The sequence below is a fragment of the Pseudomonas fungipugnans genome (assembly GCF_029955235.1).
GTDB lineage: Bacteria > Pseudomonadota > Gammaproteobacteria > Pseudomonadales > Pseudomonadaceae > Aquipseudomonas > Aquipseudomonas fungipugnans.
The window spans coordinates 816,871-842,606 of record NZ_JARBWL010000002.1; the positions used below are offsets into that span (position 1 = coordinate 816,871).

Below are 25,736 nucleotides of genomic sequence, written 5' to 3' on the forward strand. Positions count from 1 at the left end.
CATGAGTCGCAAACAGCAACTGCTCAAGCGTCATCGGCGCAACAAACGCATCGGTCTGCTGATCGCTCTGGCACTGCTGATTGCCGTCGGCGTGCTGGTGGCGTGGTGGTTGCCGCTGCTGTTCGCGGTGCTGGGCTGGATCGCCCACGAAGCGTGGTTTGCCGATCACCTGTTTTATTCGCCCACAGACGATTACCAGTACAGCTTCCCGCCGTATACCCAGCAGCCCAAGGTCCGCCTGAATGGCGAGCACCTGCGGCTGGACGACGGCGTGATGCTGGTGGATGACGCCACGCTGGTGTTGGCACTGCGGGTCAAAAGCACCTGGCTGGGACGTTTCTTCGACCCGGTAGTAGAACTGGCGGGTGGCAATCATCCGGACCGGCAAACGTTCGAGCGTGGGGTCAACGGCCTGCGTTACCTGAACCTGACGGGGCAGGCGCACGTTCTGTCTCAAGGCTTGCTGCGTTTGCGCGGGCGTTTCTGCCGCGTGTTTGGTGAGCCGGTGTTGTGGGCGTTCGAGCAGCCGGATTATCACCGTCAACGGGTCATGGTGATCGCGCCGCACGCCGATGACGCAGAGCTGGCGGCCTACGGTCTGTACAGCCAGGCGGATGAAGCGTGGATCGTCACCCTGACTGCCGGTGAAATCGAAGCCGAACACTATCAACAGCTAGGCCTGAGCAAGGTCGAGGCCGCACGCCTCAAGGGCCGTCTGCGCGCATGGGACAGTATTGCCGTGCCGCGCTGGGCCGGTGTGCCTGAAGCGCATTGCGTGCAGCTCGGTTATTTCTGTTTGCAACTGGCAGCCATGCAGGCGGCGCCGGCGCAACCAATGGGCTCGCGCGAAGCCGAGCTGAATGACACCCGCCTGTTCCGCCAGTTGAACCCGTTTGCGCTGCCCGGCGACGCCGACGGTGCGCCGAGCTGGAACAACCTGCTGGCGGACCTGCGTGAACTGCTGCTGCGGGCGCGTCCCGACGTGATCGTGCTGCCGCACCCAACCCTTGACCCGCACCCCGACCATGTCTGCGCCCAGGCAGCGGTCCTCGAAGCCTTGCAAGGCCTGGACTGGCAGCCGACCACGCTGCTGGGCTATGCCAACCATTTGCATGACAACGACCGCTGGCCGATGGGCGACGCCGGAAATGGCATTGCCCTGCCGCCGGCCTTCGACGCATCGCTGGCGATGCAACCCTGCTGCCTGCCGATGTCGGTAGAGCTGCAGCGTGACAAAGCCATGGCGTTGGGCATGATGCATGACCTGCAACCGCCCATGCCGTTCAAGCGGCGCCTGCGTCGGGTGATCCAGCGACTGCTGGCCGGCCGCAAATCGCCCGCTTATGGCGAGAACGAGTTCTTTCGCAAGGCCGTCCGGCGCCACGAACTTTTGTGGATCCTCAAGCACACACCAGGCAATGTTTCTCAGCGGGGAGAGTTATGAGTCAGCGGTCCAAGGTCTTGCAGCTACAGCCTGACTACAACGTCAAAGCCCACGATTTCGCCGACCTTGCCGAGCAGATCGTCAAGGCGCTGCCCGGTGATCGCTATGAAGTGACTGCCGCGTTTCTGCGCGGCAAGCCGGGGCCGGGCGAGGCGGTCAGCCGTGCTGATCGTTCGGTGTATTTCGAGTTCTCCGACAAGTCCCTCAAGGGGATGCGCCTGCGAGCCATGTGGCAGCTCTACAAGTTTTGCCGCGCCGAGAAATTCGACGTAGTGATCTGTAACCGTTTCAAACCGGTGAACATGATGCTGACGCTCAACCGCTGGCTGAAGGTGCCACTGTGCATCGGTATCTCCCACGGCTTTGGCGAGTACGACCGGTTCTACCGGCGCCGCCAGACCCAGCGCCTGATTGATCGCCACTGGCGTTTTGTCGGCGTGTCGCCGGCGGTCAAACAGTATTTGCTGGACTGTGATTGCGGCTTCACCGACCAGAACACCTATGCCATCACCAATGCCATCGACATCGAGCAGGCCGAAGGCTTGCAGCACAGTCGCGAGAAGGCCCGGGAAATGCTCGGCATCGATCCGTCGGTACGGTTGATCGGCGCACTGGGCCGGTTGGTGCCGGTCAAGGGCCATATCTACTTGCTGCAGGCGTTTGCCGCGCTCAAGGACAAGTACCCGAACACGCAACTGGCGATCATTGGCGCCGGGCGCGAAGAATCGCGCCTGGCCGCTGAAATCGACCGCTTGGGCCTGAGCGGCCGTGCGCATTTGCTGGGCTTCAAGGAAATCGCCTTGCAGTACATCCGCGCTTTCGACATCTGGACCATGCCGTCCCTGGCCGAAGGCCTTGGCCTGGCGTTGCTCGAAGGCATGAGCGGGCATTTGCCGGTGATTGCCTCGAACGTGCCGGCCATGCTGCCGCTGATTGTCGGGGCCGGTGGTCTGGCGGTTACACCCAAGGATGTGTCGACCTTGCAAGCGGCGCTGGACGCCTACCTTGGACTGTCGGATGACGAACTCAAGGCCAAGGGTGAGCAGGCCTTCCGCTATTTGCAGGAACAGCACGACATCGAGGTGTTCCGTCAGGAATACCTGAACCTGATCGAATCCGGCCTGGAACAGGCCCGCAAGGAACAGCCATGAGCGACGCGCAACCCACAGTCACAGTCATCATCGCGTCGTACAACCACGGCCCCTATATTGAGCAAAGCATTCTCAGCGTACTCAATCAGACGTATCAGCACATTGAGTTGCTGGTGGTTGATGACGGCTCCAAAGACGACAGCGTCGAGCGGATCAACGCCTTGCAAGCCGAGCACGGTTTCGACTTCCGGGTTCAGCAGAACCAGGGGCTGACCAACACCCTCAACGGGGCAATTGCCCGTGCCAAGGGCAGCCTGATCGTGCCGTTCGGTTCCGACGACATCATGTTGCCGGAGCGCATTGCGACTCAGGTCGCGTACATGGACGGCAAGCCCGAGGTCGGCATTTGCGCCGGCAACATCGAACTGATCGACGCCGACGGCAATCTCTATCCGGAGAAACGCCAGCGTCGGGACGTGCCGTTCCGTCGCCTGGACTTCGATGACATGTTTCTTGAGCGCAAGCCTTATCCGCCGGCGCCGACCCTGATGATTCGCCGCGAGGCGCTGGACAAGGTGGGCGGGTTCGACCCGAACATTCGTCTGGAGGACTTGCTGATCGAACTGAAAGTGACCCATGCCGGTTACTTTATCGACGGGCTGAACGTGGTGATGGCGCGCTATCGCAAGCATGCGACCAACTCCTACAAGAACCACCGCTTCATGATCGACAACATTCTGCGCACCTACGCCTTGTTCAGCGATCATCCGCTGTACGACGAGGTGCGCTACAAGTCGTTGAACTCGATGTTCCTCAAAACAGCCAATCGCGACCGCAAGCTGGCGCGTGAACTGCTGGCACAGATCCCGTTCAAGGCCTGGAACAAGAAGACCTGGCGTGGATTGGGGCGGCTGCTTTTTTCTCCACTGGAAAAAGACTGAAACATGGGCTGGATTCAGCGGTATCGGGAAAAACGTGCGAAGCGAGCCATTCGCAAGTTGCCGAAAATAGAGCGGGGGGCAGCCCGTTTCCGGCTGCTGTATCCCGAGTACGCGTTTGGTCGTGGCAGCTATGGCTTACCGCTGGTTCATGACTGGAAAGAAGGCTCGACCCTGAGCATCGGGGCGTATTGTTCGATTGCCGAAGGCGTACAGATTTTTCTCGGTGGCCACCATCGTGCCGACTGGGTCACCACTTTTCCGTTCCCGGCGATGATTGCCCAGGCTTCGCATATCAGTGGCTACAGTGGAACCCATGGCGATGTGACCATTGGCAACGATGTGTGGCTATGTTCCAACAGCACTGTGCTCTCGGGCGTCACTGTCGGGGATGGGGCTATCGTCGCGGCGGGTGCGCTGGTGACTCGCGATGTCGAGCCTTATGCCGTCGTCGGCGGCAACCCGGCTCGCTTCCTGCGTTGGCGCTTCCCTGAGGAGCAGCGTTTGCTGCTCCTGCAGAGTGCCTGGTGGGAGTGGCCCGAAGCTGAACTGCATGGCCTTGGCGACAAATTGTGCAGCGATGACATCGAAGGCTTTCTCGCCTATGCCCGCCAGCGGCAGTCCAGGTGATCGTTCAACCTTGGTGAGAGGCTTTCTCTGCCAGGGTTTTCTGATCCTTGCCTTTTTGGCGCAGCCACTGCAAGACCCGCTTGCCGGCCGTCATGCCCGGCTTCTCGATGTACAGGAATGTCACGCTGCTAATAAGGATCAGCAGGCAGGCGCACACAGCCATCAAGGGCAGGAAGGTCCATGGATCGCGACCGTCGAGGTGCAATACCGGCGGTAGCCGTTGCACCAGCATCCAGATGACGAAACCGTGCAGCAGGTAGGTGCTGTAGCTGATTTCACCCAGCCAGCGAATACTGCGTGGCTTCAGAGCGCCAAACAGCGTATTCCCCGAAGCGACGATCACAAAAAACAGCGACAGCAGCAACAGCGGTATCAGGCTGAATGCCCGGCTGAAAGCGGTAAACGTAATCGTCAGGGCCGCCAGCGCGACAATTGTGGCCAGGCGTGTTTGAGCCCAAGTCACCAGCTGCGGTCGACGAACCCAGTATGCGGCCCCGATGCCCCCAAGGAAGCTGGCCAGGAAGTGCTTTTTTAGCGAATGTTCCCAGCCGATGATCTGGTACAAGGCATAGATGCCAATCAGGCACAGCAGCACTTGCAGCCAGTTGCCGCGATAGATGAACACCATGGCTGCCAGTGGCAGGGCCAGATAGAAGAACACCTCATAAGTGAGGGTCCAGGTGACGTTGGCGATCAGCATGCCAGTACGGTGATACTGATTGACGTCAGGTCGGTCGAAGGTCAGCCAGCCAAAAATCTGGCTGAGCAACCGCCACCCCGACTCTTTCAACTCCCAGCCCTGCAGATGGAATACCGAAACAAACACCAGCACCATCAGCGGCAAATACAGTGGGTAGAGGCGAAACAGCCGCGATACCGCGAAAGCCAGCCAATCGTGTCCACGGCCCTGGCTGAGCAGTCGGCTCCAGAACAGAAAACCGGTGATCATGAAAAACAGCGCAACGCTGCCTTGACCGAGTTGTGAGTAAAAATTGCTCGGTGGGAAGTCGATAACGCCGGTTCGCAGGAAGATCCAGGTGATGATCGAGTGGTGTACGAATACGCCAAACGCCAGGTAGCCACGCAGGCCATCGATGCTGGCAAAACGGCTTTCGCCGGAATGCTGGAGGTGCCGGGCGATTTTCGGAACCGCACGCAACAGCAATGCCGACGTGATGATGGCCAGCAGATAAGCGGCTGGCGCTATGAAGAGATTGGTTTCTATCATTAATGCGCCTGGGCCATGAGGCTGGCGGCCAGCACTTGCCTGTGCAGGTTATCGACGGCGGATTTCGACGCTATGACCCCATAGCCCTGAAGCAGCGCTTCGAAATGCTCTTCGAACAACCAGCGCCGGTCCTCGGTATAGCGTTGCATGTGACGCAAGTTGCGTTGACGCAGGGACAGGGTCAGCGGCGATGGGTAAATACGCAAGTCGGCCAGGTCGATCAAGCCGAACTCGCCATCTTCCAGTACCAGTACGTTGCCCAGGTGCAGGGAGCGGAAATACACGCCGCGCTCATGCAACTGCGCCATGAACTTGCCGAAACGCTCTACCAGGGCCTGGCGCACCGCCGGGGCGGTTATGCCTTGCAGCACCTGACGCAACGTGTTGCCCGGCAAAGGACAATAATGCACCGCACTGCTGCCGTTTTTGAGGCGATACAGGTTCAGGGTCTGCGGTGTCGGGATACCCATGTCGCGCAATTGCTCGCTATTGACGGCAAAGCGTTCAGAGTACGGATTGAAGCTGCCTGAGGTGTAACAGCGGCGGCGACGGAACAGTTTGAGAAAGCTGCCATCGGTCAGCCGGAGGACCTTGGGCCCCAGGCCATCCTCTTCGATCACGCGGGCATTTGCCGTCATTTGCTCAAAGGCCGTCGGCGTCAGGGGGATGACCGGGATGGTCAGCAAACGTCTGGCGCGCTGATTGATGCTCAGTGCGGCGATCAGCGCCAGCGGAATCCATAGCAGGAACCAGTGCTCCTTGGGCCGCGAGAGAATTCCCCCGCCTTCGGTCAGGCCCGCGCCAATGCCAAATACCAGCCAGGTCGATGCAACGATGAACAGCGGTTGCACACGATTGCGCCAACTGCTCAGCAGGCTCCAGGCTTGAAAAAACAGCCAGGGGATCAGGCCGAAAATCCCGACGTAATAGAGCACGCCCAAGGCGAAACTATGAGGTTCCTCTAGCGTGAAACCGGCACCGGGATCCACCGACAAGCTGGCGTTGAAACCATGGCCGATCCAGGGGTGCTCGGCAATTTTATGCAGGACAATCTGCCAGATCTCGAAGCGGTAGGAATCACCGCGTCCGATGATCATCTGTGAAAACAACACACCGATGGTCGCCCCGCCGATTAACAGGACGCCGAGCAGAATGATTGAGCGACGGTTCCAGCAGATGAAACCCAGCCACAACGCTGCCATGGTCAAAGCCACCAGAGGCGTTCTGGAGCCGGTGGCGATGATGGCGGCGAACATGACGGCCATCGCTGGCAAGCTGAGCCAAAGCATTGCGCGATGCTTGCAGGTCATGCTCAGGCTCAGCCAGTAGGCGCAGAAGAATCCGAAGACGTGGGAACTGAGCAGCGGGTTGTCGAATGCGCCTCCACCAATCAGGCGCATGCCTGGCTCATAGAGGCGGCTGAACATGTACAGGTTGTAGATCGAGGCGATCAGGCCGACGACTGCCGCGCTGAACAGCAGGGGCTGGATGATCTCACTGCGGTAGCGCACCAGCAGGTAGCAACCGGCGAATAAAAGCATGATATGCAGTGGGGGCTTGAACTGGCTGAGTGCGCTTTCATCATCCGGCGGGCCCCAGCACAGGCTCAGCATGGCCCAGGCGGCAAACAGCAACAGCGCGATGAACACCGGCTCGTGCAACAGCACCTTGAATTCTCGTGGGCGCAAACAAAGTGCTATCAGTGCGGGGATGCTGAACAGACCGTAAAAAAGTTTGTGATGAAGGCTGCGGCCCGGCAGAAAAAACAGCGCGCACAGAAGCAAGAGATAGCCAAGTGGGAGGATCCACAGGCAAATGAAATCGAAGACTCGATTGGAGGTGCTGTTCAACGCGCTGAGTTGCATGCTGTGAGATTCAATCCTGAAGTTGTTCGGCCATTTTCGACGATGGCTATTTGATGCTGATTGTGGGGCGTAACAATAACAGCCTTTATGCGATTGCCAGAACCCTGAAGAAGCTGTGCTAAAGTCAGCGTCCTTTTTATCGACATGCGCGTGATATGACCGACTCCAGTCTCTCCGCAAGCCCCTCGAGCTTGAAAATCTACTTCCGTCTGCTCGGTTATGTTCGACCGTACATCAGTCTGTTTCTGATCAGCATCGTCGGCTTTCTGATTTTCGCTTCGACACAGCCAATGCTCGGCTACATCCTCAAGTACTTCGTTGATGGCCTGTCCAATCCGGAGGCGGTGCTGTTCCCGACGGTACCGTACCTGCGTGACCTGCAACTGTTGCAGGCGGTGCCACTGCTGATCATCCTGATCGCGGCATGGCAGGGCCTCGGTTCCTACCTGGGCAACTACTTCCTGGCCAAGGTTTCGCTGGGGCTGGTTCACGACCTGCGGGTGCAGCTGTTCAACAACCTGCTGGTGCTGCCCAACCGGTATTTCGACAAGCATAACTCGGGTCACCTGATTTCACGCATCACCTTCAACGTGACCATGGTCACCGGGGCGGCCACAGATGCGATCAAGGTCGTTATCCGTGAAGGCATGACAGTGATCTTCCTGTTCGCCTCGTTGATGTTCATGAACTGGAAGCTGACGCTGGTCATGGTCGCCATCCTGCCGCTGATCGCCGTCATGGTGCGCACCGCGAGCAAGAAATTCCGCAAGCAGAGCAAGAAAATCCAGGCCGCCATGGGTGATGTGACCCACGTGGCATCGGAAACCATCCAGGGCTATCGCGTGGTGCGCAGCTTCGGTGGCGAAGTCTACGAAGAAAAACGGTTTCTTCAAGCCAGCCAGGGCAACACCGACAAGCAACTGCGTATGACCCGTACCGGCGCCATCTATACGCCGCTGTTGCAGCTGGTCATCTATACCGCCATGGCGATATTGATGTTCCTGGTGCTGTACCTGCGCGGCGATGCCTCGGCCGGTGACATGATCGCCTACATTACCCTGGCCGGCCTGCTGCCCAAGCCGATTCGCCAGTTGTCCGAAGTCAGCTCGACCATCCAGAAAGGCGTGGCCGGTGCCGAGAGCATTTTCGAGCAACTGGACGTCGAGCCTGAAGTCGACACAGGCACCATCGAACGCGATGTCGTCAGCGGCCGTCTGGACGTACGTAACCTGAGCTTCACCTACCCCGATACCGAGCGTCAGGTCCTCAACGACATCAGTTTCTCGGTTGAGCCGGGGCAGATGGTGGCGCTGGTCGGCCGTTCGGGCAGTGGCAAATCGACTCTGGCCAACCTGATTCCACGCTTCTATCACCACGACAAGGGCGAAATCCTGATCGATGGCATTGAAGTAGAGCAGTACAAGCTGCTGAATCTGCGCAAGCATATTGCCCAGGTGACCCAGCATGTGACGCTGTTCAGCGACACCGTGGCCAACAACATCGCTTATGGCGATCTGGCCGATGCGCCTCGTGAAGATGTCGAGAAAGCGGCGAAAGATGCCTACGCCATGGACTTCATCGCACAGTTGCCTTTGGGCCTGGACACTCAGGTCGGCGAGAACGGTGTGCTGTTGTCCGGTGGCCAGCGTCAGCGTCTGGCAATCGCCCGGGCGTTGCTCAAGAACGCGCCGGTGCTGATTCTCGACGAGGCCACTTCAGCCCTCGACACCGAATCGGAGCGGCACATTCAAGCCGCGCTGGATCAGGTCATGAAAGGTCGCACGACGCTGGTGATCGCTCACCGTCTGTCGACCATCGAAAAGGCTGATCTGATTCTGGTCATGGATCAGGGCCGTATCGTCGAGCGCGGCACCCATGCCGACCTGCTGGCACAGAACGGCTACTACGCCCGCCTGAACGCCATGGGGCTGGATTCGCCGACTGCGGATATCGCTTGACCTGAATGCTGCTCAGTTAAACGCAGTCAATGTGGGAGCGAGCCTGCTCGCGAAGAGGGGGCAGTCTGCATAAATGCGGACTGACTTGCCGCCTTCGCGAGCAGCCCCGCTCCCACTGTTTTTCCTGCTACTGGCCAGGCGTGCAACGCGCCCGGCATTTGTATCCAAATCTTTACGCGTCTTGACCAAACCCAAATAATACTTTGCGCCGCATTTGCTAAGGTTCTTGCACGAACCTTTGACTTGAATCGAGGGGGCCATCCTCTTCGTGCGGATATTGCAATGTTGCAACGGTTACTCTGGAAGCTTTTACCCAAGTCCCAGCGTTCTTTTCTGCTTGCGCGCCTGTCGGTAGTCGACCGTCAGGTGGTGAACAAGTCGATGTCTGACAATCGGCATTTTCCAGAAGCATTTCAGAAACTTTCCTGTCTTTTCATTCACGTACCCAAATGTGCCGGCAGCAGTGTGTGCGAAGCACTGTTCGATGATTGGCGTCCCGGACATTTGCCCTTGTACTGGTACGCGGAACAGTTTCCCGAGCAATTTGCCGCCAGTTACAAATTTGCCTTTGTCCGCGATCCACTGGAAAGGGCCTATTCGGCATACGCTTTTCTGCGAGGAAACAAGTTGGGGCGGCGTGATCAGGCGGCGCAGCAACTGGTCAGCCACTACCGCGACTTTGATGATTTCGTGGCTCGCTGGCTGCATGCGGAGACGATCGGCCGCCAACTGCACTTTGCGGCGCAAACGGATTTCCTCACCGATTCGCTGGGACATCTGGCGCTGGACTTCATCGGTTATCAGGAACACCTGGAGCGGGACTTCCGGCTGGTCTGCGAGCACCTGAAGCTCCCCGCCGTGTTGCCCCATGTCAACAGCTCGACACAGCGTCAGCCCATACCCGCCCGTGATTTTTGCACCGTACGGACCCAGCGCCTGGTGCGCCGGGTGTATCAACGTGACTACGAGATGCTTGGTTATGAATAAAGTCTTGCCGATGTTTCCGCAAAAGCTGGTGATACGCCCTTACGGTTTGTCTTTGTCGAATGAGGCCCGGGCTGCGCTCAAGTCACAGCGCCCCCGGTGTCTCTGGCTGACCGGCTTGTCCGGCTCGGGCAAGTCGACGCTGGCCAACGCCCTTGAGGTGCAACTCAATCAACTGGGGCTGCACACATTCCTGCTGGATGGCGACAACGTGCGCGCCGGTTTGTGCAGCGATCTTGGGATGAGTGCTCAGTGTCGTCAGGAAAATATCCGACGCATGGCCGAAGTCGCCCGTTTGATGGTCGATGCCGGGTTGATTGTCATTGTGGCGGCCATTTCGCCGTTTCGCGCGGACCGGGATACGGCTCGCCGGTTGTTTGCCGAAGGCGATTTTATCGAGGCCTATGTGAGCACTTCATTCGAAGTGTGCGCGCAACGTGATACCAAAGGTCTGTATCGGGCCGCATTGCAAGGCCGGATCAAGGACTTCACGGGTGTCGACAGCCCATATGAGGCACCGCTGGCGGCAGAGTGCGAAATTGACACGCAGAACCTTGAGTTGGACGAAGCTTGTGCTCGGCTGTCGGCTTTCCTGCTCAATAAATGAGCAGAAAAACCCGTTGATTCATCCAGTTGCAGCCGTCGCGCAAGCCTGCGTCAACCCTGTGTTAATATCGCGGCCCTGTTCATTTTGTATGTGGGTTGCTCCATGAAGTTGTCCATGCCGCGATTCGATCAAGCCCCTGTCTTGGTGGTCGGCGATGTCATGCTCGACCGTTACTGGCATGGTGGTACCTCACGGATTTCCCCTGAGGCGCCGGTGCCAGTGGTCAAGGTCGAGCAAATCGAAGACCGTCCAGGCGGTGCCGCCAACGTTGCCCTCAACATTGCCGCACTCGGTGCGCCGGCCTCTCTGGTTGGTGTAACCGGTGACGACGAAGCCGCCGACAGTCTGGTCAATAGCCTCAAGGGCGCCGGTGTGCGGGCATTGTTCCAGCGCATCGCGCACCAGCCGACCATCGTCAAACTGCGGGTCATGAGCCGTCACCAGCAATTGCTGCGTATCGACTTCGAAGAACCCTTTGCCACCGACGCCCTTGCGCTTGGCGCGCAAGTCGACGAGTTGCTTGAAGGCATCAAGGTGCTGGTGTTGTCCGACTACGGCAAAGGTGCGTTGAAAAACCATCAGGCGCTGATCCAGGCTGCCCGGGCCCGGGGCATTCCGGTGCTGGCCGACCCCAAGGGCAAGGATTTCTCGATCTACCGGGGCGCGAGTCTGATTACCCCCAACCTCAGCGAATTCGAAGCCATTGTCGGCGGTTGCGCCGATGAACACGAACTGGTGAGCAAGGGCGCGACCCTGATGCACGACCTTGACCTCGGCGCCTTGCTGGTGACCCGTGGCGAACACGGCATGACCTTGTTGCGCCCGGATCATCCGGCGCTGCATTTGCCGGCGCGTGCCCGTGAAGTGTTTGATGTGACGGGTGCAGGTGACACCGTGATTTCCACGTTGGCGGCGGCAATTGCAGCCGGCGAAGAACTGCCCCACGCAGTGGCCCTGGCCAACCTGGCAGCGGGTATCGTGGTCGGCAAGCTCGGTACGGCGGCCATCAGCGCTCCGGAACTGCGTCGCGCCATTCAGCGTGAAGAAGGCTCCGAGCGCGGCGTGCTGGGTCTTGAGCAATTGCTGCTGGCCGTCGATGACGCCCGTGCGCACAACGAGCGGATTGTCTTCACCAACGGGTGCTTCGACATCCTGCACGCCGGTCACGTGACTTACCTTGAGCAAGCGCGGGCGCAGGGCGATCGTCTGATCGTCGCGGTCAATGACGATGCCTCGGTCAGCCGCCTGAAAGGGCCAGGTCGGCCGATCAACAGCGTCGACCGTCGCATGGCTGTACTGGCGGGTCTGGGCGCGGTGGATTGGGTGATCAGCTTTGCCGAAGGCACCCCGGAAAACCTGCTGCGCGAGGTCAAGCCGGACGTGTTGGTCAAGGGCGGCGATTACGGGATCGACCAGGTGGTGGGTGCCGATATCGTTACCGCTTACGGCGGGACGGTGAAAGTGCTGGGCCTGGTGGAAAACAGCTCCACGACTGCGATTGTCGAGAAGATCCGTAATAACTGAGAGCAACGCGGTGACTATGGCGAGGGAGCTTGCTCCCGTTGGGGGGCAAAGCAACCCTGAAACCAGACACCGCGGTCTGCCAGATAAACTGTATTCATGAGTTTTGCGACTGCTGCGCACTCGAGCGCGAGCAAGCTCCCTCGCCACAAAGCGCCCTGTACGTTCTATCGTGTCGCCTTGTGCGGCACTATCTTCTTCAATAGCTGTTTCGCCTTTCCGCGCAATCGTGCCAGCCCCGAATCTTTCCCCGGCGGCGCCAACCCCTGCTGGCGCACCCAATCCTTCCAGCGAATCCGCTCATCGCGCACCAGCCAGCCGTCCTGTTGGGCGAAGCTTTCTGCCAGATACAGTCCGCGTGTGCCCGCCGGGTACAGCTGGTCTTTTTTCAGCGTATAGAGCTCAGCCATCGGCTGCCCATCCTGCAACGGCATCAAATACAGATCCGGACGCTTGCGGTCCAGTCGGGCCACCAGTTGATCGCCTTCCAGTCGTTCGTCGACATGAAACAGACTCAGGGATTTGGCTTCCCTGGGCACTTCCAGGCGCAAGTCATAGATCAATTGCAGCGACGCCGTGGGCAAATGCACATAGGCGCGTGGCCGTTCGATCAGTTGCAGATTGGCGCAACGCACTGGCCGAGCGGCGCCAGACAAGGGAGTCAGGCGAAACGGCAGGGCTTCACGATAGTGCAGGGCGGTCGAGTAGGGCGCCGGCAGCCAGGTGTCGTTGAACCGGCCACTGAGCCAGCCTTCGGGTGTTTCCAGTAGACACTCTTCGGCGATCTCCTGGATGGCCGTGTGCAACGGCAGGTTCAGCTCATGGGCCGGTACATAGCCGGAGATCAACTTGAGCACCACATCGCCACGATCCTGCCGACGCTGGCGCACCAGCACCCAGTAGTCGCGACCCTGCCAGTGCAGGGTCAGGCGCACCGAGACACCCAGGTTGGCCAGCTCCAGAACAAACCGTTCGGCGTCCGCCACGGCCACCGGTCGCCGCCGTTGCAGGGTCTGGGAAAAATTGAGCGGCATGCCGACGCTCTGATAGCTCAGGCCTTCAGGCGTCGCCTCGACGTGGAGCGGCAGGGTCTTGAAGTTGCTCGGGTTCTTTCTGATGAGCGTACGCGGCATGTCGGCTCCTGCTGAAGGCCGCGTGGGCGGCGTCAATTTCCACGAAGGACCTGGGCGACGGTCGCGACGTTATGGGCGAGGTGCAGCGGATTGATGGTCCCGACAATAGCACTGGCTACTCCGGGATGTTCAAACAACAACTCGAAGCTGGCGCGCACGGGATCGACGCCGGGGCTCAGGCAGACATGGCCGCTGGCCAGGGCCTTTTTCACCAGGATGGCTTTGCCGTGAGCAGCAGCATAGTCAATGATGGCTTTCTCGTTCTGTTCGTTCAGATTGTAGGTGACCATGGCGCAATCACCTTGTTCCAGAGCCTTCAAGCCGCCTTCGACGGTCTTGCCGGAAAAACCGAAACCGCGAATCTTGCCTTCGGCTTTCAGCTCAGCGAGGGTGGCATAGACGGGGCTGTCATTGAGGATCGCAAGGTCGTGGCCGTCGGAGTGCACCAGCACCAGGTCGATAAAATCCGTCTCCAGACGTTGCAGGCTGCGCTCTACCGATAGCCGCGTATGGGCCGCGCTGAAATCGTGGTGGGACTGGCCGTTGGTGAATTCTTCACCGACCTTGCTGACAATCACCCAGTCCTGACGCTGACCGCGCAGCAGCGGGCCGAGGCGCTCTTCGCTGCGGCCATAGGCCGGCGCCGTATCGATCAGGTTGATGCCCATGTCGCGGGCGAGTTTGAGCAGCATGCGTGCTTCGTCATCGCCTGGGATCTGAAAGCCGTTGGGGTATTTCACCCCTTGATCGCGCCCCAGTTTTACCGTGCCCAGGCCCAGCGGCGAAACCAGCAGGCCGGTGCTGCCCAAAGGACGGTGCAGGTTGTGCAGGGTTGGTTGGCTCATGGCAGCAGTTGCTCCCAGGCAGGCACGCCCATCGGTGGCTTCGGCAGCTCAGGCAGGGCGGCGCTCGGGCCGGGCTGGATGCCGTCGCGTTGCAGGTTGGCGATCACGCGGTCGGCGAAGTCCGGGGCCAGCGCCAGTTTGGTCGGCCAGCCGACCAGCAGGCGGCCTTCTTCGGCGAGGAACGCATTGTCCGGGCGAGTCAGCCCGGTTTGCAGCGGCTCGGCGCGATCCACGCGCAAGGTCGCCCATTGCACGGTGCTCAGGTCGATCCAGGGCAGCAACTGGCCGAGCTCTTTCTGTGCGGTGGCGATTTGCTCGGCAGGCGTGCGGGATACGCCTTCAGCTTCGGCAATATCGCCGCCCAGGTACCAGACCCATTGGTCATCGGCGGCCGGGTGGGTGGTCACGGTGATGCGCGGTTTGGTGCCGCCACCCAGGCAGTGGGCGTACAGCGGTTTCAAACTCGGGCCTTTGGCAAGGATCATGTGCAGCGGTCGGCGTTGCATGGCCGGTTGAGTCAGCCCTAGCGCTTCGAGCAGCGCTGCGGTACCGGCACCGGCGCTGAGCACGATGCGCTGGGCGCGGATCTCGCGCCCGTCAACCTTGAGGCCGACCAGCAAACCACCTTCCAGCAACGGCTCGATTTTCTGCCCGGCAAGCAAACCGTCGCCTGCCAGATCGGCCAGGCGCTGGATCAGGCTTGGCACATCGATCACCAGTTCGGCGAGGCGATAGACCTTGCCCTTGAAGCGCTTGTCTTGCAGGGCTGGCGGCAGTTGGTCGCCCTTGACCTGATCGACGCGGCCACGCACGGCCTTGCTGGCGAAGAAGCTGGTGAGGTTGCCGGCAATCGTACCGGGGGACCACAGATAGTGGGCTTCGGACAACAGGCGCACGCCAGTCAGGTCCAGCTCGCCACTACCGGCCAGGGCTTCGCGCCAGCGGCGCGGCATGTCGGCGATGGCTTCGGAGGCACCGGTCAGGGCGCCATGCAGCGCGTATTTGGCGCCGCCATGGATGATCCCCTGGGACTTAACGCTCTGCCCACCGCCGAGGCTGGCGCTCTCCACCAGCACGGTCGAAAAACCCTGACGACGCAGACGCGCATTCAGCCAGAGGCCGGCGACACCAGCGCCGACAATCAGCACGTCGGTGGAAATAACGGATGGCATGCAGCGACCTCAGTGTTCAAGACGAGGGCGCAGTATACAGACTCGTTGCGAAGGGGATTTGTCAGTGATCAACAGATGATCAGACACCACGTCACCTGTGGCGAGGGAGCTTGCTCCCGCTGGGCAGCGAAGCGGCCCCAAACCCTGAACATGTGGTCTTTGAGGTGGATCGCATGGCTGCTTCCGCGACTGCTTCGCAGCCGAGCGGGAGCAAGCTTCCTCGCCACAATGGATGGGTTAGTGGCCGGCGGTTTTGGAGAACAGCTGGATAACCACCACACCCAACACGATCAACCCCATCCCCAGCATCGCCGGCACATCCAGCTTCTGCCCATAGATGAACAGCGCCGCGATGCTGACCATGACAATGCCCATCCCGGCCCACACGGCGTAGGTCACGCCCACCGGGATGGTGCGCACCACCAATGTCAGCATCCAGAACGCGATGCCATAGCCAATGATGACCAGCGTCAGAGGCAGTGGCGTACTGAAGCCCTTGACCGCTTTCATCGAAACGGTGGCAATCACTTCGGCACAGATGGCAATGGCCAGATAGTAGTAGGCGGTCATGGGTCAATCCTCGTGTGAGACGTTGCTTTCTTGGGTCGGCATTCTAGAGACTCTCCAGATGCGGTAAAGTCATTACCTATCTGCTTCGAAGATAGGTTTCGCCGTGAACATACAATGGAATCTGGACCAGTTACGCCTGTTTGTCAGTGTCGCCGAGCAACGTTCGTTTTCGGCGGTGGCGCGGGATCAGCGCAAGGCGCAATCGGCGGTCAGCAGTTCGATTGCGCTGCTTGAAGAGGATCTGGGCGTGAGCCTGTTCGATCGCAGCAGCGGCCGCCAGCCCAGACTCACCGAAGCTGGCAACGCGTTGCTCGAAGAAGCACGGGAAGTGTTGCGCCAGTGCGAGCGTCTCAATGGCCGCGCCTTGGCGATGATGCGCGGCCAGGAAGCCCGGCTGCGATTGGCCCAGGATGAGGCGATGCCCTATCAGCCAATCATTGAGAGCTTCGAGGCCCTCGCCGAGCGTTTCCCCAGCCTTGAGGTTCAGTTGACCAGCGCCGCCCAAGGCGATGTGGCGCGCAAGCTGGTGGAGCGTCAGGCCGATCTGGGGCTGCTTTTCTATCATGACCAGATTCCCGAAGCCCTTGAACGACGAGTCGTTGGCAGCGTTGAGATGGTCACCGTCTGCGGCATCGGTCATCCTCTGGCGGCGTTGGCTGAAGTGGACTGCCAGCAACTGGCGCAGCATCGGCAGTTGCTGATGTCGACCCAGTCGAGCGTCTACCCTGGCAGCGAGCCGGCCAGCCCACGAGTCTGGCGGGCCGACAGCTTCTACGTGATGGCCGAATGGCTGATTCGCGGGCTGGGCTGGGCCTGGTTGCCAAGGCATGTGGTGCAGTATCCGGTGTACCAGAATCAGATGATCGAACTGGTCAGCGAATGGACCCCGCCAGCGCTGGTGGTGGAGCTGGTCTGGCGCCGCGATGAGCCGCTGGGGCCGGCGGCTCGCTGGCTGGCGGAACGTTTTGCCGTGCAGTTGCAGGCGATTGGCGAAAAAAGCCGATAAACTCCGCCGCCATGAATAGAACTCTCTACACCGCGCTGTTTTACCTGGGGCTGCCACTGGTAGCGATTCGCCTGTGGCTGCGCTCGCGCAAGGCGCCGGCCTATGCCAAACGCATTGGCGAGCGCTTTTCCCTCGGCCTGCCGACGATGCAGCCGGGCGGCATCTGGGTGCATGCGGTGTCGGTGGGTGAAAGCATCGCCGCGGCACCGATGATTCGCGCCCTGTTGCAACGTTATCCACAGCTGCCGATCACCGTGACCTGCATGACCCCGACCGGGTCCGAGCGGATTCAGGCATTGTTCGCCAATGAGCCGCGCATTCAGCACTGCTACCTGCCTTACGACCTGCCCTGTGCGGCGGCGCGGTTTCTGGATCGGGTCCGGCCGAAGCTGGCGGTGATCATGGAAACCGAGCTGTGGCCCAATCACATTCATCAGTGCGCCAAACGCGGGATTCCCGTCGCGCTGGCCAATGCGCGTTTGTCCGAGCGTTCGGCCAGGGGCTATGGCCGCTTTCACAAACTGACCCAGCCGATGCTCGCCGAAATGAGCCTGTTCGCGGTCCAGACCGAAGCTGAGGCCGAGCGTTTTCGCGCACTGGGCGCCCGCCCGCAGACGGTTGAAGTGACCGGCTCGATCAAGTTCGACCTGACCATCGATCCGCAACTGCTGGTGCATGCCGCCGAACTGCGTAGCCAATGGCTGGCGCTGGAGCGTCCGGTGTGGATCGCCGCCAGTACCCACGAAGGTGAAGATGAAGTGGTGCTGGCGGCTCATCGGCAATTGCTGGCCTGTCACCCCGATGCGCTGCTGATTCTGGTGCCACGTCATCCGGAGCGTTTCAACTCGGTGTTCGCGCTTTGCCAGCAGCAGGGCTTTGCCACGGTGCGTCGTTCCACGGCTGAAGCGGTAACGGGCGGCACCTCGGTGCTGCTGGGCGACACCATGGGCGAGTTGCTGTTTCTCTATGCCCTGGCCGACAGTGCTTTTGTCGGCGGCAGCCTGGTGCCCAATGGCGGCCATAACCTGCTTGAGCCGGCCGCGCTGGCGAAGCCGGTACTGGCCGGGCCGCACCTGTTCAACTTCCTGGAAATCGCCGCGCAGCTGCGTGCTGCCGGGGCGTTGGCGGAAGTCGACGATGCGCAAGGGCTGGCGGTGCAAGTGCAGCGACTGTTCGAATTGCCACGAGATGCGCAACGGATGGCGGAGGCGGGGTTGACAGTGATGCGCCGCAATCAGGGGGCGTTGCAGCGGTTGCTGAATGGGTTGGGGCGGTTGATCGACAAAACCTGAATCCACCGCTGACCCATTGTGGGAGCGAGCTTGCTCGCGATAGCGGTGGATCAGTCAGCACCAGGCTAACTGGCAGTCCCCTATCGCGAGCAAGCTCGCTCCCACATGGATTGCGGTGTGAGAAGAATTGTAATTACGGCCGGGCTTTCAGCTGCTCTGCCGCCGCCTGCGCCAGATCCGGTGGCAGGAAATCCTTGTCCGGGTTGTAGTCGGCCTTGAGATAGCGGGTCAGGTCCTGCAAGTCCCCCGGATTCAACGTCCCCGCCGCTTGCTTCAGGCGCAGGTTGTCGAGGATGTAGTCGTAGCGGCTGTTGTTGTAGTTGCGCACCGAGGTGTAGAGCTGGCGCTGTGCATCCAGCACGTCGACGATGTTGCGTGTGCCCACCTGATAACCGATTTCAGTGGCTTCCACCGCGCTCTGGTTGGAGATGATCGACTGCTTGCGCGCCTGCACCTGTTCGACGTCGGTGTTCACCGCGCGGTGCAGGTTGCGGGTGTTTTCCACCACTTGCCGGCGCAGGCCTTCACGCTGTTGCTCGCTCTGATCCAGACGAGAGTAGGACTCGCGCACCTGGGAACTGGTCAGGCCGCCGCTGTAGATCGGGATATTCAATTGCAGGGCCAGGGTGCGTTGCTCGACGTTGCCGCCGTAAGGCGCGCCGAAAGCATTCGGGTTGGCAAAGCCCAGCGCATCGTTGTCGCCTTTTTCGTACTTCGCCACCGCATCAAGCGTCGGTGCGTGGCCGGCCTTGCGTTGTTTCAACGTTTGCTCGGCGGCGCTGACCGCGTAGTTGCTGGCCAGCAGATTCAGGTTCTGTCTGGCGGCCGTGTCGACCCAGGCCTTGGCGTCGTTCGGCGTCGGCGGCAGGATCGGCAGCGTATGGACAACACCCCAGATCGAGTTGTATTGCCGGTTGGTCAGGGTGATCAGCGCTTCGAACGCATCATCCACCTGACGCTGCGCCAGAATCCGGTTGGCCCGTGCGGTGTCGTAACTGGCCTGGGATTGCAGCACGTCGGTCTTGTCCGACAGGCCGACATCGAAGCGCTCGTTGGACTGATCGAGCTGGCGCTTGAACGCCGCTTCCTCGGCCTTGGTCGAGGCCAGGTTGTCCTGGCTGCGCAGCACGTTGAAATAGTTTTCGGCGGTTTGCAGGATCAGGTTCTGCTCGGTGGCCGAGAGTTGCAGGGAAGCCTGTTCGTTGACGTCCTTGGCGGCCTGGTACTGGAACCAGCGATCAGCGCGGAACAGCGGCTGGGCCAGCGTCGCCTGATAGGAGTGGGCGCTGCGGTTGGCCACGGCCGACGGCTGATCGATCGAGGTGCGCACGTCGGCGACTTCGGCGCCGCCGGAGATGTTCGGCAGCAGCCCGGCGCGGGCCTGTGGCACCACTTCTTTCTGGGCGCCGTACTGGGCGCGGGCGGCGGCCAGGTCGGCGTTGTTGTCCACCGCTTCCTGATAGACGTTGATCAGGTCGTTACGGTTGGACAATGGCGCTTCTGCTGCCCAGGCCATTCCATTGGACGCACAAGACACGGCGAGGGCCAGTGAGAGTTTGCGCAGCATGAGGCCATCCCTAAAAATTACGCTGATAATTTGAGCGCCAAAGGTACGGCGCGGCCTGCGCAGCGTCAAGGCGCGGCAGGGCGTAGCGAGTGTAGATGCGCGCACGTTTGGCAACAATCCTGCAATTACGCCATTCATCATGGTGATTGCTGCGGTGTTGGCGTTCTTTGCCGGTTGTGTCTAGACTGGCCGGGTTCTTGTCGGGGTGCCTTGCTATGAGGCTGAGATCGAATAATTTCGGATCCCGTTGAACCTGATCAGGTTAGCGCCTGCGTAGGGAACAAGATTTCTCGTCACCCGGCGAGTCCTCTTGTGCTTCGTCCGGGATGTTGTTCGACAATCGAACACCCCTCGAGCACTGAGCACAGCACACTGCTGGTTTTCCCAGCGCCCGTGCGTCCATTCGTTTACAGGTTCGCTCCGACAATAAATCCACTGCCTGGATGTGTTCGGAGAGCCCGTGATGACCATAAAACTAAAAAACGTAACCAACTTGAGTGACTCGGCCAAAGTCGATCAGCAATCGGTTCAGCCTTTTACCCGCTCGCAAAAAATCTATGTCCAGGGCTCCCGTCCCGACATCCTCGTGCCGATGCGTGAAGTCAGCCTTGACGTGACGCCGACCGATTTTGGCGGCGAGGTCAACGCACCGGTGGTGGTCTACGACACTTCGGGCCCTTACACCGACCCCAATGTCATCATCGACGTACGCAAAGGCCTGGCCGATGTGCGTTCGCCGTGGATCGAAGCTCGTGGCGACACCGAGCGTCTGGCGCAGTTGAGCTCTGATTTCGGCAAGGAACGCCTGGCCGATCCAGAGCTGGCCAAGCTGCGCTTTGCTCACGTCAACAACCCGCGTCGCGCCAAGGCCGGGGCCAACGTCAGCCAGATGCACTACGCGCGCAAGGGCATCATCACGCCTGAGATGGAATACGTCGCCATCCGCGAAAACATGAAGCTCGAAGTCGCTCGTGCCGCGGGCCTGCTGGACCAGCAACACGCCGGCTACAGCTTCGGCGCCAGCGTGCCGAAAATCATCACCCCCGAATTTGTTCGTGAAGAGATCGCCCGCGGTCGCGCGATCATCCCGGCCAACATCAACCACACCGAACTGGAACCGATGATCATCGGCCGTAACTTCCTGGTGAAGATCAACGGCAACATCGGCAACAGCGCGCTGGGCTCGTCCATCGAAGAAGAAGTGGCGAAACTGACCTGGGGTATTCGCTGGGGCGCGGACAACATCATGGATCTGTCCACCGGCAAGCACATTCACGAAACCCGCGAGTGGATCATCCGCAACTCGCCGGTGCCGATCGGCACCGTGCCGATCTACCAGGCGCTGGAAAAAGTCGGCGGCGCTGCCGAAGACCTGACCTGGGAGCTGTTCCGCGACACGCTGATCGAGCAGGCCGAGCAGGGCGTCGACTACTTCACCATCCACGCCGGCGTACTGTTGCGCTACGTGCCGCTGACCGCCAAGCGTGTGACCGGCATCGTCTCCCGTGGCGGTTCGATCATGGCCAAGTGGTGCCTGGCGCATCACAAAGAGAACTTCGCCTACACCCACTTCGAAGAAATCTGCGAAATCATGAAGGCCTATGACGTCAGCTTCTCGCTGGGCGATGGCCTGCGTCCTGGCTCGATTGCCGATGCCAACGATGCCGCGCAATTCGGCGAACTGGAAACCCTCGGCGAGCTGACCAAGATTGCCTGGAAGCATGACGTGCAAACCATGATCGAAGGCCCTGGCCATGTGCCGATGCAGTTGATCAAGGAGAACATGGACAAGCAGCTGGAGTGCTGCGACGAGGCGCCGTTCTACACCCTTGGCCCGCTGACCACGGACATTGCGCCGGGCTACGACCACATCACCTCCGGCATCGGTGCGGCGATGATCGGCTGGTTCGGTTGCGCCATGCTCTGCTACGTCACGCCGAAGGAACACCTGGGCCTGCCGAACAAGGATGACGTGAAAACCGGGATCATCACCTACAAGATCGCCGCGCATGCCGCCGACCTTGCCAAGGGCCATCCGGGGGCGCAGATTCGTGATAACGCACTGTCCAAGGCGCGTTTCGAATTCCGTTGGGAAGACCAGTTCAACCTCGGCCTGGACCCGGACACCGCACGCTCGTATCACGATGAAACCCTGCCGAAGGACTCGGCCAAGGTCGCGCACTTCTGCTCCATGTGCGGGCCGAAATTCTGCTCGATGAAAATCACCCAGGAAGTCCGGGTGTATGCGGCCAACCAGCAGAACGAAGCCGTTGACGCCGAGGTCGCCCAGGGATTGGCGGATCAGGCCGAGCGCTTCAAGCGCGAAGGCAGTCAGCTGTACAAGAAGGTTTGATCTGACCGGCGCACTTGAGTGCGCCGCTTGCCTTGTGGCGAGGGAGCTTGCTCCCGCTCGGCTGCGTAGCGGTCGTAAATCCTGGCCTCGCGAACTGACTGTCGGAACGCGGTGACTGGTTTAGGGCCTGCTTGGCAGGCCTGCGGGAGCAAGCTCCCTCGCCACAAAGGGCGATCAACACAACAACAAATGTCCCTCTGAGATAACACCCTTGAGCATTCAACCCAGCACCTACTCCCCCGACATCGCCGTGCCCGCCGACAAGCGTGTATTTGGCGGTCGCGATCTGTTTTCCCTGTGGTTCTCCCTCGGCATCGGCCTGATGGTCCTGCAGACCGGCGCTTTGCTCGCGCCTGGCCTGGGCCTGTCCGGTTCGCTGCTGGCGATTTTTCTCGGCACCCTGGTCGGTGTTCTGCTGCTGGCGGCGGTCGGCGTGATCGGCAGCGACACGGGGCTGTCAGCCATGGCCGCACTCAAACTCAGCCTCGGCAGACACGGTGCGAGCCTGCCGGCGATACTCAATCTGCTGCAACTGATCGGTTGGGGCTCGTTCGAAATCATCGTCATGCGCGACGCCGCCAGCCTGCTCGGCACCCGGGCATTCGGCGAAGGCAGTCTGCTGTCGAGCCCACTGCTGTGGACCTTGTGCTTCGGCGCTCTGGCGACCTTGCTCGCGGTCAGCGGACCGTTGACCTTTGTGCGCAAGATCCTGCGCAAGTGGGGCATCTGGCTGCTGTTGGCGGCCTGCCTGTGGCTGACCTGGAACCTGTTCGCCAAAGCCGATCTGGCGACGTTGTGGGCCAAGTCCGGCGACGGCTCGATGCCATTCGCTGTGGGTTTTGATATTGCCATCGCGATGCCGTTGTCGTGGCTGCCATTGATTGCCGACTACTCGCGGTTCGGCAAGCGCGCGAAAAACGTTTTCGGCGGTACGGCGCTGGGTTTCTTTATCGGTAACTTCTGGCTGATGAGCCTTGGCGTGGCCTACACGCTGGCGTTCGCGCCGAGCGGCGAAGTCAATGCCTTGCTGTTGGCGCTGGCGGGTGCCGGTCTGGGGATTCCGCTGTTGCTGATACTGCTGGACGAGTCGGAAAACGCCTTTGCCGATATTCACTCGGCGGCGGTGTCCAGCGGAATTCTGTTGCGCCTGAAAGTCGAGCATCTGGCCTTGGCCATCGGCGTGATCTGCACGCTGATCGCCTGTCTGGCGCCGTTGGCGCAGTACCAGAATTTTCTGCTGCTGATCGGCTCGGTGTTTGCGCCGCTGTTCGGCGTGGTGCTGGTGGACCACTTCATTCTGCGCAAGCGCGGTGCCCAGGTGGCGTCAGCCGCGTTGCGCTGGCCGGCGCTGCTTGCCTGGCTGGGCGGGGTGAGCACCTATCATTTGCTGGCCAATCTGTATCCGGACATCGGCGCAACCCTGCCGTCGCTGGTACTGGCAGGGCTGCTGCAACTGGTGCTCGGTCGAGCCTTCAGTTACGGCCGGGAAACAGCTCGGGCTTGAGGATGCCGTTCAGGCGCGTGTAGGGGATGGTCAGTTCGATGTTGCCCAAGGCGTAAGGCGCAATCGTGCTGACGTTGTACTTGAGCAGCACCCCTGCCTGCGTCAGGGCGACGTTCGGGGTTTTCTGGAACGGCCAGGCCTTGACGAACTCCGGCTCCTGATCGAGTCGGCTGTTGATCAGCCAGCTGTTGTGAGCCACTTTCGCGGCGTTCCAGAACACCTCTTCCTGCCCCGGCTTCAACATCTGCTGCAACTCCAGCACCTGGTGTTGCTGACGCGAATAGTTGATGAATCCCCGGCCCGGCTTGCCATGCTCGTCGCCAGTGTCCAGATAGCTGGACAGCTCAATGATCACCAAGCCGTCATGCTGCTCCCGTACCTTGGCTTGCAAGTAGCTGCCGTAGTGCGGGGCGGCGTCGCGCAAAAACTGCTCGCGATAGGCCGCCAGCGTGGGTGCCGTCGGCGCGTCGGTCATTTGCAGCAGGCGTTTTTCGATGATGCCGTCCAGTGCGGGCTCGGCCGGGAAGCGCAGCGTATCGATGTTAACCAGCGGGCAGTCCGGTGGTGTGGTGCAGCCCGCTTTCAGCTGCTCGGACGCATCACGCGTGGTCTCCAGCGGCTTTTGATAGTTGGGTTGGAACAGGCTCTGGCAGGCGCCCAGAGTCAGCGCGATTGCGGTCACGGAGGCTATTTTGAAAAGCTGCATGGGCGTCCTTCATGAAACGGGGAAAGGCGAAAAGTTACCGCTTCGACTGTCGGCGGGGTAATCAGTTCGCCACTAAGCTAATTAGAGATGTTTACAGCTCTGCCGTCTATCCCGCTGACTGGAAAGGGGCTGCATCAAAGGTGACGAGCGCGTTAGGATGGCGCGAAGTCGAGGTTGGAGCCTCGTATTGGATGTGTAGAAAACGAGGATGCTCATGACTGATTTTACCAACGCCATTCCGACCGCTGTGGATATCGTCAGCCGCGAAACCTGCTTCAAGGGTTTTTACAAACTCGACCGCGTGGTGCTGCGCCACGAATTGTTCGCCGGTGGCATGAGCCGCGAGATCAACCGCGAAGTGTTCGTTCGCCATGATGCCGTGTGCGTGCTGCCTTACGATCCGCAGCGCGATGAAGTGGTGTTGATCGAGCAGTTTCGCGTCGGCGCCATGGGCAAGACCGACAACCCGTGGCTGGTGGAACTGGTCGCCGGTCTGATCGACAAGGATGAAGAACCGGAAGAAGTTGCTCACCGCGAAGCGCAGGAGGAAGCTGGGCTTGTGTTCGGCGCGTTGTGGCCGATGCTCAAGTATTTCCCGTCGCCGGGTGGCAGCAACGAATTCGTGCATTTGTACCTGGGACGCTGCGACACCACAGGAGTCGGGGGGCTGCATGGACTGGCAGAAGAGGCGGAAGATATTCGCGTGACGGTCTGGGCGCTCGAAGACGCCCTGCAAGCCGTACGCGATGGACGAATTGCCAACGCGGCCAGCATCATTGCCTTGCAATGGCTGGCGTTGAACCGCGTTGAAGTGAGGGGGTTATGGTTGTAAACAAGCTGCGCGATCGCTACCGGGTTGATCTGGCGGGGCTGCAAGCCTCCTGCGAGGCCAACTACGCGCGCCTGATGCGACTGCTGCCGGACATGCGCAACGAGCCGGCAGCCCGGCGTATTGCCGTGACTCACGGAGACCAGATGCTCGGCGTGCTGGCGCTGGAAGTGCTGCAGGTCTGTCCGTACACCACCACCCTGCAAGTGCGCCAGGAGCACAGTTTGCCTTGGCTGCCGATACCGCAACTGGAAGTTCAGGTCTATCACGACGCGTGCATGGCCGAGGTCGTCAGCGCCGAACATGCACGACGCTTTCGCGGCATCTATCCTTACCCGAACGCCGCGATGCATCAGCCGGACGAAAAAGCCCAGCTGAACATGTTTCTGGGGGAATGGCTGAGCCACTGTCTGGCCTGCGGCCATGAGTACGCTGTGGTTCGATAGATGTGAACTGCGTCCGGTTCACAGGTTTCCTCTTTTGAGCGCCTCCC

The 25,736-nt window shown here is 60.4% G+C and carries 23 protein-coding genes and 1 riboswitch; of the genes, 15 read left to right on the forward strand and 8 right to left on the reverse strand.

Annotated elements, in window-relative coordinates:
• Position 1: 1 nt before the first annotated feature.
• Genes POF45_RS18615 through POF45_RS18630 form a run of 4 tightly spaced genes read left to right on the forward strand, consistent with a single transcriptional unit; the run spans position 2 to position 4,103 of the window.
• The gene (locus POF45_RS18615) at positions 2 to 1,444 is read left to right on the forward strand and encodes a PIG-L family deacetylase (protein ID WP_282316367.1); all 1,443 of its coding nucleotides are present in this window, start codon (positions 2 to 4) and stop codon (positions 1,442 to 1,444) included.
• A complete protein-coding gene (locus tag POF45_RS18620) occupies positions 1,441 to 2,595 on the forward strand; it encodes a glycosyltransferase family 4 protein (RefSeq protein WP_282316368.1) in 1,155 nt (384 codons plus the stop codon). Before POF45_RS18615 ends, POF45_RS18620 begins: the two co-directional genes overlap by 4 nt.
• Entirely contained in the window at positions 2,592 to 3,476 is an 885-nt protein-coding gene (locus POF45_RS18625; protein WP_259498683.1) for a glycosyltransferase, read from the forward strand. Before POF45_RS18620 ends, POF45_RS18625 begins: the two co-directional genes overlap by 4 nt.
• Before the next feature lie 3 nt (positions 3,477 to 3,479).
• Positions 3,480 to 4,103, forward strand: coding sequence for a CatB-related O-acetyltransferase (locus POF45_RS18630; protein WP_259498685.1), 624 nt, complete (start codon positions 3,480 to 3,482; stop codon positions 4,101 to 4,103).
• 4 nt (positions 4,104 to 4,107) lie between these two features.
• On the opposite strand, the gene POF45_RS18635 is transcribed toward POF45_RS18630, so the two are convergent.
• Together POF45_RS18635 and POF45_RS18640 are read right to left on the reverse strand one after the other, a co-directional pair.
• Positions 4,108 to 5,331 carry an acyltransferase family protein gene (locus POF45_RS18635; protein WP_259498687.1) on the reverse strand — a complete coding sequence of 408 codons (1,224 nt, stop codon included), beginning with the start codon at positions 5,329 to 5,331 and terminating at the stop codon, positions 4,108 to 4,110.
• Positions 5,331 to 6,998, reverse strand: a complete 1,668-nt coding sequence (locus POF45_RS18640) for a bifunctional O-antigen ligase/aminoglycoside phosphotransferase family protein (protein WP_282316369.1) — start codon at positions 6,996 to 6,998, stop codon at positions 5,331 to 5,333. Before POF45_RS18640 ends, POF45_RS18635 begins: the two co-directional genes overlap by 1 nt.
• Between POF45_RS18640 and POF45_RS18645 the strand changes: the two genes are divergently transcribed.
• The 5 genes from POF45_RS18645 (at position 6,987) to hldE (ending at position 12,269) form a co-directional block, all read left to right on the forward strand.
• Positions 6,987 to 7,250 carry a hypothetical protein gene (locus POF45_RS18645; protein WP_259498691.1) on the forward strand — a complete coding sequence of 88 codons (264 nt, stop codon included), beginning with the start codon at positions 6,987 to 6,989 and terminating at the stop codon, positions 7,248 to 7,250. The genes POF45_RS18640 and POF45_RS18645 overlap by 12 nt on opposite strands.
• A 101-nt stretch (positions 7,251 to 7,351) precedes the next feature.
• Positions 7,352 to 9,154 (forward strand): lipid A export permease/ATP-binding protein MsbA, encoded by a 1,803-nt coding sequence (gene msbA / locus POF45_RS18650; RefSeq protein WP_282316370.1) that lies wholly within the window; start codon positions 7,352 to 7,354, stop codon positions 9,152 to 9,154.
• Between the two features lie 282 nt (positions 9,155 to 9,436).
• The gene (locus POF45_RS18655) at positions 9,437 to 10,141 is read left to right on the forward strand and encodes a sulfotransferase family 2 domain-containing protein (protein ID WP_282316371.1); all 705 of its coding nucleotides are present in this window, start codon (positions 9,437 to 9,439) and stop codon (positions 10,139 to 10,141) included.
• Entirely contained in the window at positions 10,134 to 10,745 is a 612-nt protein-coding gene (gene cysC / locus POF45_RS18660) for an adenylyl-sulfate kinase (protein ID WP_282316372.1), read from the forward strand. The genes POF45_RS18655 and cysC overlap by 8 nt, the downstream gene beginning before the upstream one ends.
• A 102-nt stretch (positions 10,746 to 10,847) precedes the next feature.
• Positions 10,848 to 12,269: a bifunctional D-glycero-beta-D-manno-heptose-7-phosphate kinase/D-glycero-beta-D-manno-heptose 1-phosphate adenylyltransferase HldE gene (gene hldE, locus POF45_RS18665; protein WP_259498697.1), complete on the forward strand. Its 1,422-nt coding sequence runs from the start codon at positions 10,848 to 10,850 to the stop codon at positions 12,267 to 12,269.
• Positions 12,270 to 12,433: 164 nt separating this feature from the next.
• On the opposite strand, the gene POF45_RS18670 is transcribed toward hldE, so the two are convergent.
• The 4 genes from POF45_RS18670 to POF45_RS18685 form a co-directional block, all read right to left on the reverse strand.
• Complete coding sequence (locus POF45_RS18670; RefSeq protein WP_259498699.1) at positions 12,434 to 13,399, reverse strand: metal ABC transporter ATPase; 966 nt, start codon at positions 13,397 to 13,399, stop codon at positions 12,434 to 12,436.
• A 32-nt stretch (positions 13,400 to 13,431) separates the two neighbouring features.
• Positions 13,432 to 14,244 (reverse strand): aldo/keto reductase, encoded by an 813-nt coding sequence (locus POF45_RS18675; RefSeq protein WP_282316374.1) that lies wholly within the window; start codon positions 14,242 to 14,244, stop codon positions 13,432 to 13,434.
• A complete protein-coding gene (locus tag POF45_RS18680; protein WP_282316375.1) occupies positions 14,241 to 15,416 on the reverse strand; it encodes an NAD(P)/FAD-dependent oxidoreductase in 1,176 nt (391 codons plus the stop codon). Before POF45_RS18680 ends, POF45_RS18675 begins: the two co-directional genes overlap by 4 nt.
• Positions 15,417 to 15,653: 237 nt before the next feature.
• A complete protein-coding gene (locus POF45_RS18685; protein WP_259498705.1) occupies positions 15,654 to 15,986 on the reverse strand; it encodes a DMT family transporter in 333 nt (110 codons plus the stop codon).
• Positions 15,987 to 16,089: 103 nt separating this feature from the next.
• Between POF45_RS18685 and POF45_RS18690 the strand changes: the two genes are divergently transcribed.
• On the forward strand, positions 16,090 to 16,992 hold the full coding sequence (locus POF45_RS18690; protein WP_259498707.1) for a LysR family transcriptional regulator: 903 nt from the start codon (positions 16,090 to 16,092) through the stop codon (positions 16,990 to 16,992).
• Positions 16,993 to 17,003: 11 nt separating this feature from the next.
• Entirely contained in the window at positions 17,004 to 18,284 is a 1,281-nt protein-coding gene (gene waaA / locus POF45_RS18695; RefSeq protein WP_259498709.1) for a lipid IV(A) 3-deoxy-D-manno-octulosonic acid transferase, read from the forward strand.
• A gap of 133 nt (positions 18,285 to 18,417) precedes the next feature.
• Here the strand turns inward: waaA and POF45_RS18700 are convergent, their stop codons facing one another.
• Positions 18,418 to 19,851 carry a TolC family outer membrane protein gene (locus tag POF45_RS18700; RefSeq protein ID WP_282316378.1) on the reverse strand — a complete coding sequence of 478 codons (1,434 nt, stop codon included), beginning with the start codon at positions 19,849 to 19,851 and terminating at the stop codon, positions 18,418 to 18,420.
• Positions 19,852 to 20,042: 191 nt separating this feature from the next.
• Positions 20,043 to 20,148: riboswitch (TPP riboswitch) on the forward strand.
• A gap of 166 nt (positions 20,149 to 20,314) precedes the next feature.
• Here POF45_RS18700 and thiC point away from each other — a divergent pair.
• Positions 20,315 to 22,204 (forward strand): phosphomethylpyrimidine synthase ThiC, encoded by a 1,890-nt coding sequence (gene thiC, locus POF45_RS18705; RefSeq protein WP_259498712.1) that lies wholly within the window; start codon positions 20,315 to 20,317, stop codon positions 22,202 to 22,204.
• Positions 22,205 to 22,415: 211 nt separating this feature from the next.
• Entirely contained in the window at positions 22,416 to 23,708 is a 1,293-nt protein-coding gene (gene cytX, locus POF45_RS18710) for a putative hydroxymethylpyrimidine transporter CytX (RefSeq protein ID WP_282316379.1), read from the forward strand.
• Here cytX and POF45_RS18715 read toward each other — a convergent pair.
• Positions 23,677 to 24,414: an RsiV family protein gene (locus POF45_RS18715; RefSeq protein WP_282316380.1), complete on the reverse strand. Its 738-nt coding sequence runs from the start codon at positions 24,412 to 24,414 to the stop codon at positions 23,677 to 23,679. The two genes, cytX and POF45_RS18715, sit on opposite strands and share 32 nt — an antisense overlap.
• Positions 24,415 to 24,628: 214 nt before the next feature.
• Between POF45_RS18715 and POF45_RS18720 the strand changes: the two genes are divergently transcribed.
• Both POF45_RS18720 and POF45_RS18725 read left to right on the forward strand, forming a co-directional pair.
• Positions 24,629 to 25,246, forward strand: a complete 618-nt coding sequence (locus tag POF45_RS18720; RefSeq protein ID WP_259498716.1) for an NUDIX domain-containing protein — start codon at positions 24,629 to 24,631, stop codon at positions 25,244 to 25,246.
• On the forward strand, positions 25,237 to 25,689 hold the full coding sequence (locus POF45_RS18725) for a DUF1249 domain-containing protein (protein WP_259498717.1): 453 nt from the start codon (positions 25,237 to 25,239) through the stop codon (positions 25,687 to 25,689). The genes POF45_RS18720 and POF45_RS18725 overlap by 10 nt, the downstream gene beginning before the upstream one ends.
• Positions 25,690 to 25,736: the final 47 nt, after the last annotated feature.

What these genes read in the sequence shown, in the direction of transcription:
- POF45_RS18670 (WP_259498699.1), bottom strand. Translation starts at nt 13,399, where the DNA reads ATGCCGCGTACGCTCATCAGAAAGAACCCGAGCAACTTCAAGACCCTG.
- POF45_RS18680 (WP_282316375.1), bottom strand. Translation starts at nt 15,416, where the DNA reads ATGCCATCCGTTATTTCCACCGACGTGCTGATTGTCGGCGCTGGTGTC.
- POF45_RS18715 (WP_282316380.1), bottom strand. Translation starts at nt 24,414, where the DNA reads ATGCAGCTTTTCAAAATAGCCTCCGTGACCGCAATCGCGCTGACTCTG.
- POF45_RS18700 (WP_282316378.1), bottom strand. Translation starts at nt 19,851, where the DNA reads ATGCTGCGCAAACTCTCACTGGCCCTCGCCGTGTCTTGTGCGTCCAAT.
- POF45_RS18720 (WP_259498716.1), top strand. Translation starts at nt 24,629, where the DNA reads ATGACTGATTTTACCAACGCCATTCCGACCGCTGTGGATATCGTCAGC.
- waaA (WP_259498709.1), top strand. Translation starts at nt 17,004, where the DNA reads ATGAATAGAACTCTCTACACCGCGCTGTTTTACCTGGGGCTGCCACTG.
- cysC (WP_282316372.1), top strand. Translation starts at nt 10,134, where the DNA reads ATGAATAAAGTCTTGCCGATGTTTCCGCAAAAGCTGGTGATACGCCCT.
- POF45_RS18625 (WP_259498683.1), top strand. Translation starts at nt 2,592, where the DNA reads ATGAGCGACGCGCAACCCACAGTCACAGTCATCATCGCGTCGTACAAC.
- hldE (WP_259498697.1), top strand. Translation starts at nt 10,848, where the DNA reads ATGAAGTTGTCCATGCCGCGATTCGATCAAGCCCCTGTCTTGGTGGTC.
- POF45_RS18725 (WP_259498717.1), top strand. Translation starts at nt 25,237, where the DNA reads ATGGTTGTAAACAAGCTGCGCGATCGCTACCGGGTTGATCTGGCGGGG.
- POF45_RS18655 (WP_282316371.1), top strand. Translation starts at nt 9,437, where the DNA reads ATGTTGCAACGGTTACTCTGGAAGCTTTTACCCAAGTCCCAGCGTTCT.
- POF45_RS18630 (WP_259498685.1), top strand. Translation starts at nt 3,480, where the DNA reads ATGGGCTGGATTCAGCGGTATCGGGAAAAACGTGCGAAGCGAGCCATT.
- POF45_RS18635 (WP_259498687.1), bottom strand. Translation starts at nt 5,331, where the DNA reads ATGATAGAAACCAATCTCTTCATAGCGCCAGCCGCTTATCTGCTGGCC.
- POF45_RS18675 (WP_282316374.1), bottom strand. Translation starts at nt 14,244, where the DNA reads ATGAGCCAACCAACCCTGCACAACCTGCACCGTCCTTTGGGCAGCACC.
- thiC (WP_259498712.1), top strand. Translation starts at nt 20,315, where the DNA reads ATGACCATAAAACTAAAAAACGTAACCAACTTGAGTGACTCGGCCAAA.
- POF45_RS18685 (WP_259498705.1), bottom strand. Translation starts at nt 15,986, where the DNA reads ATGACCGCCTACTACTATCTGGCCATTGCCATCTGTGCCGAAGTGATT.
- POF45_RS18620 (WP_282316368.1), top strand. Translation starts at nt 1,441, where the DNA reads ATGAGTCAGCGGTCCAAGGTCTTGCAGCTACAGCCTGACTACAACGTC.
- POF45_RS18615 (WP_282316367.1), top strand. Translation starts at nt 2, where the DNA reads ATGAGTCGCAAACAGCAACTGCTCAAGCGTCATCGGCGCAACAAACGC.
- msbA (WP_282316370.1), top strand. Translation starts at nt 7,352, where the DNA reads ATGACCGACTCCAGTCTCTCCGCAAGCCCCTCGAGCTTGAAAATCTAC.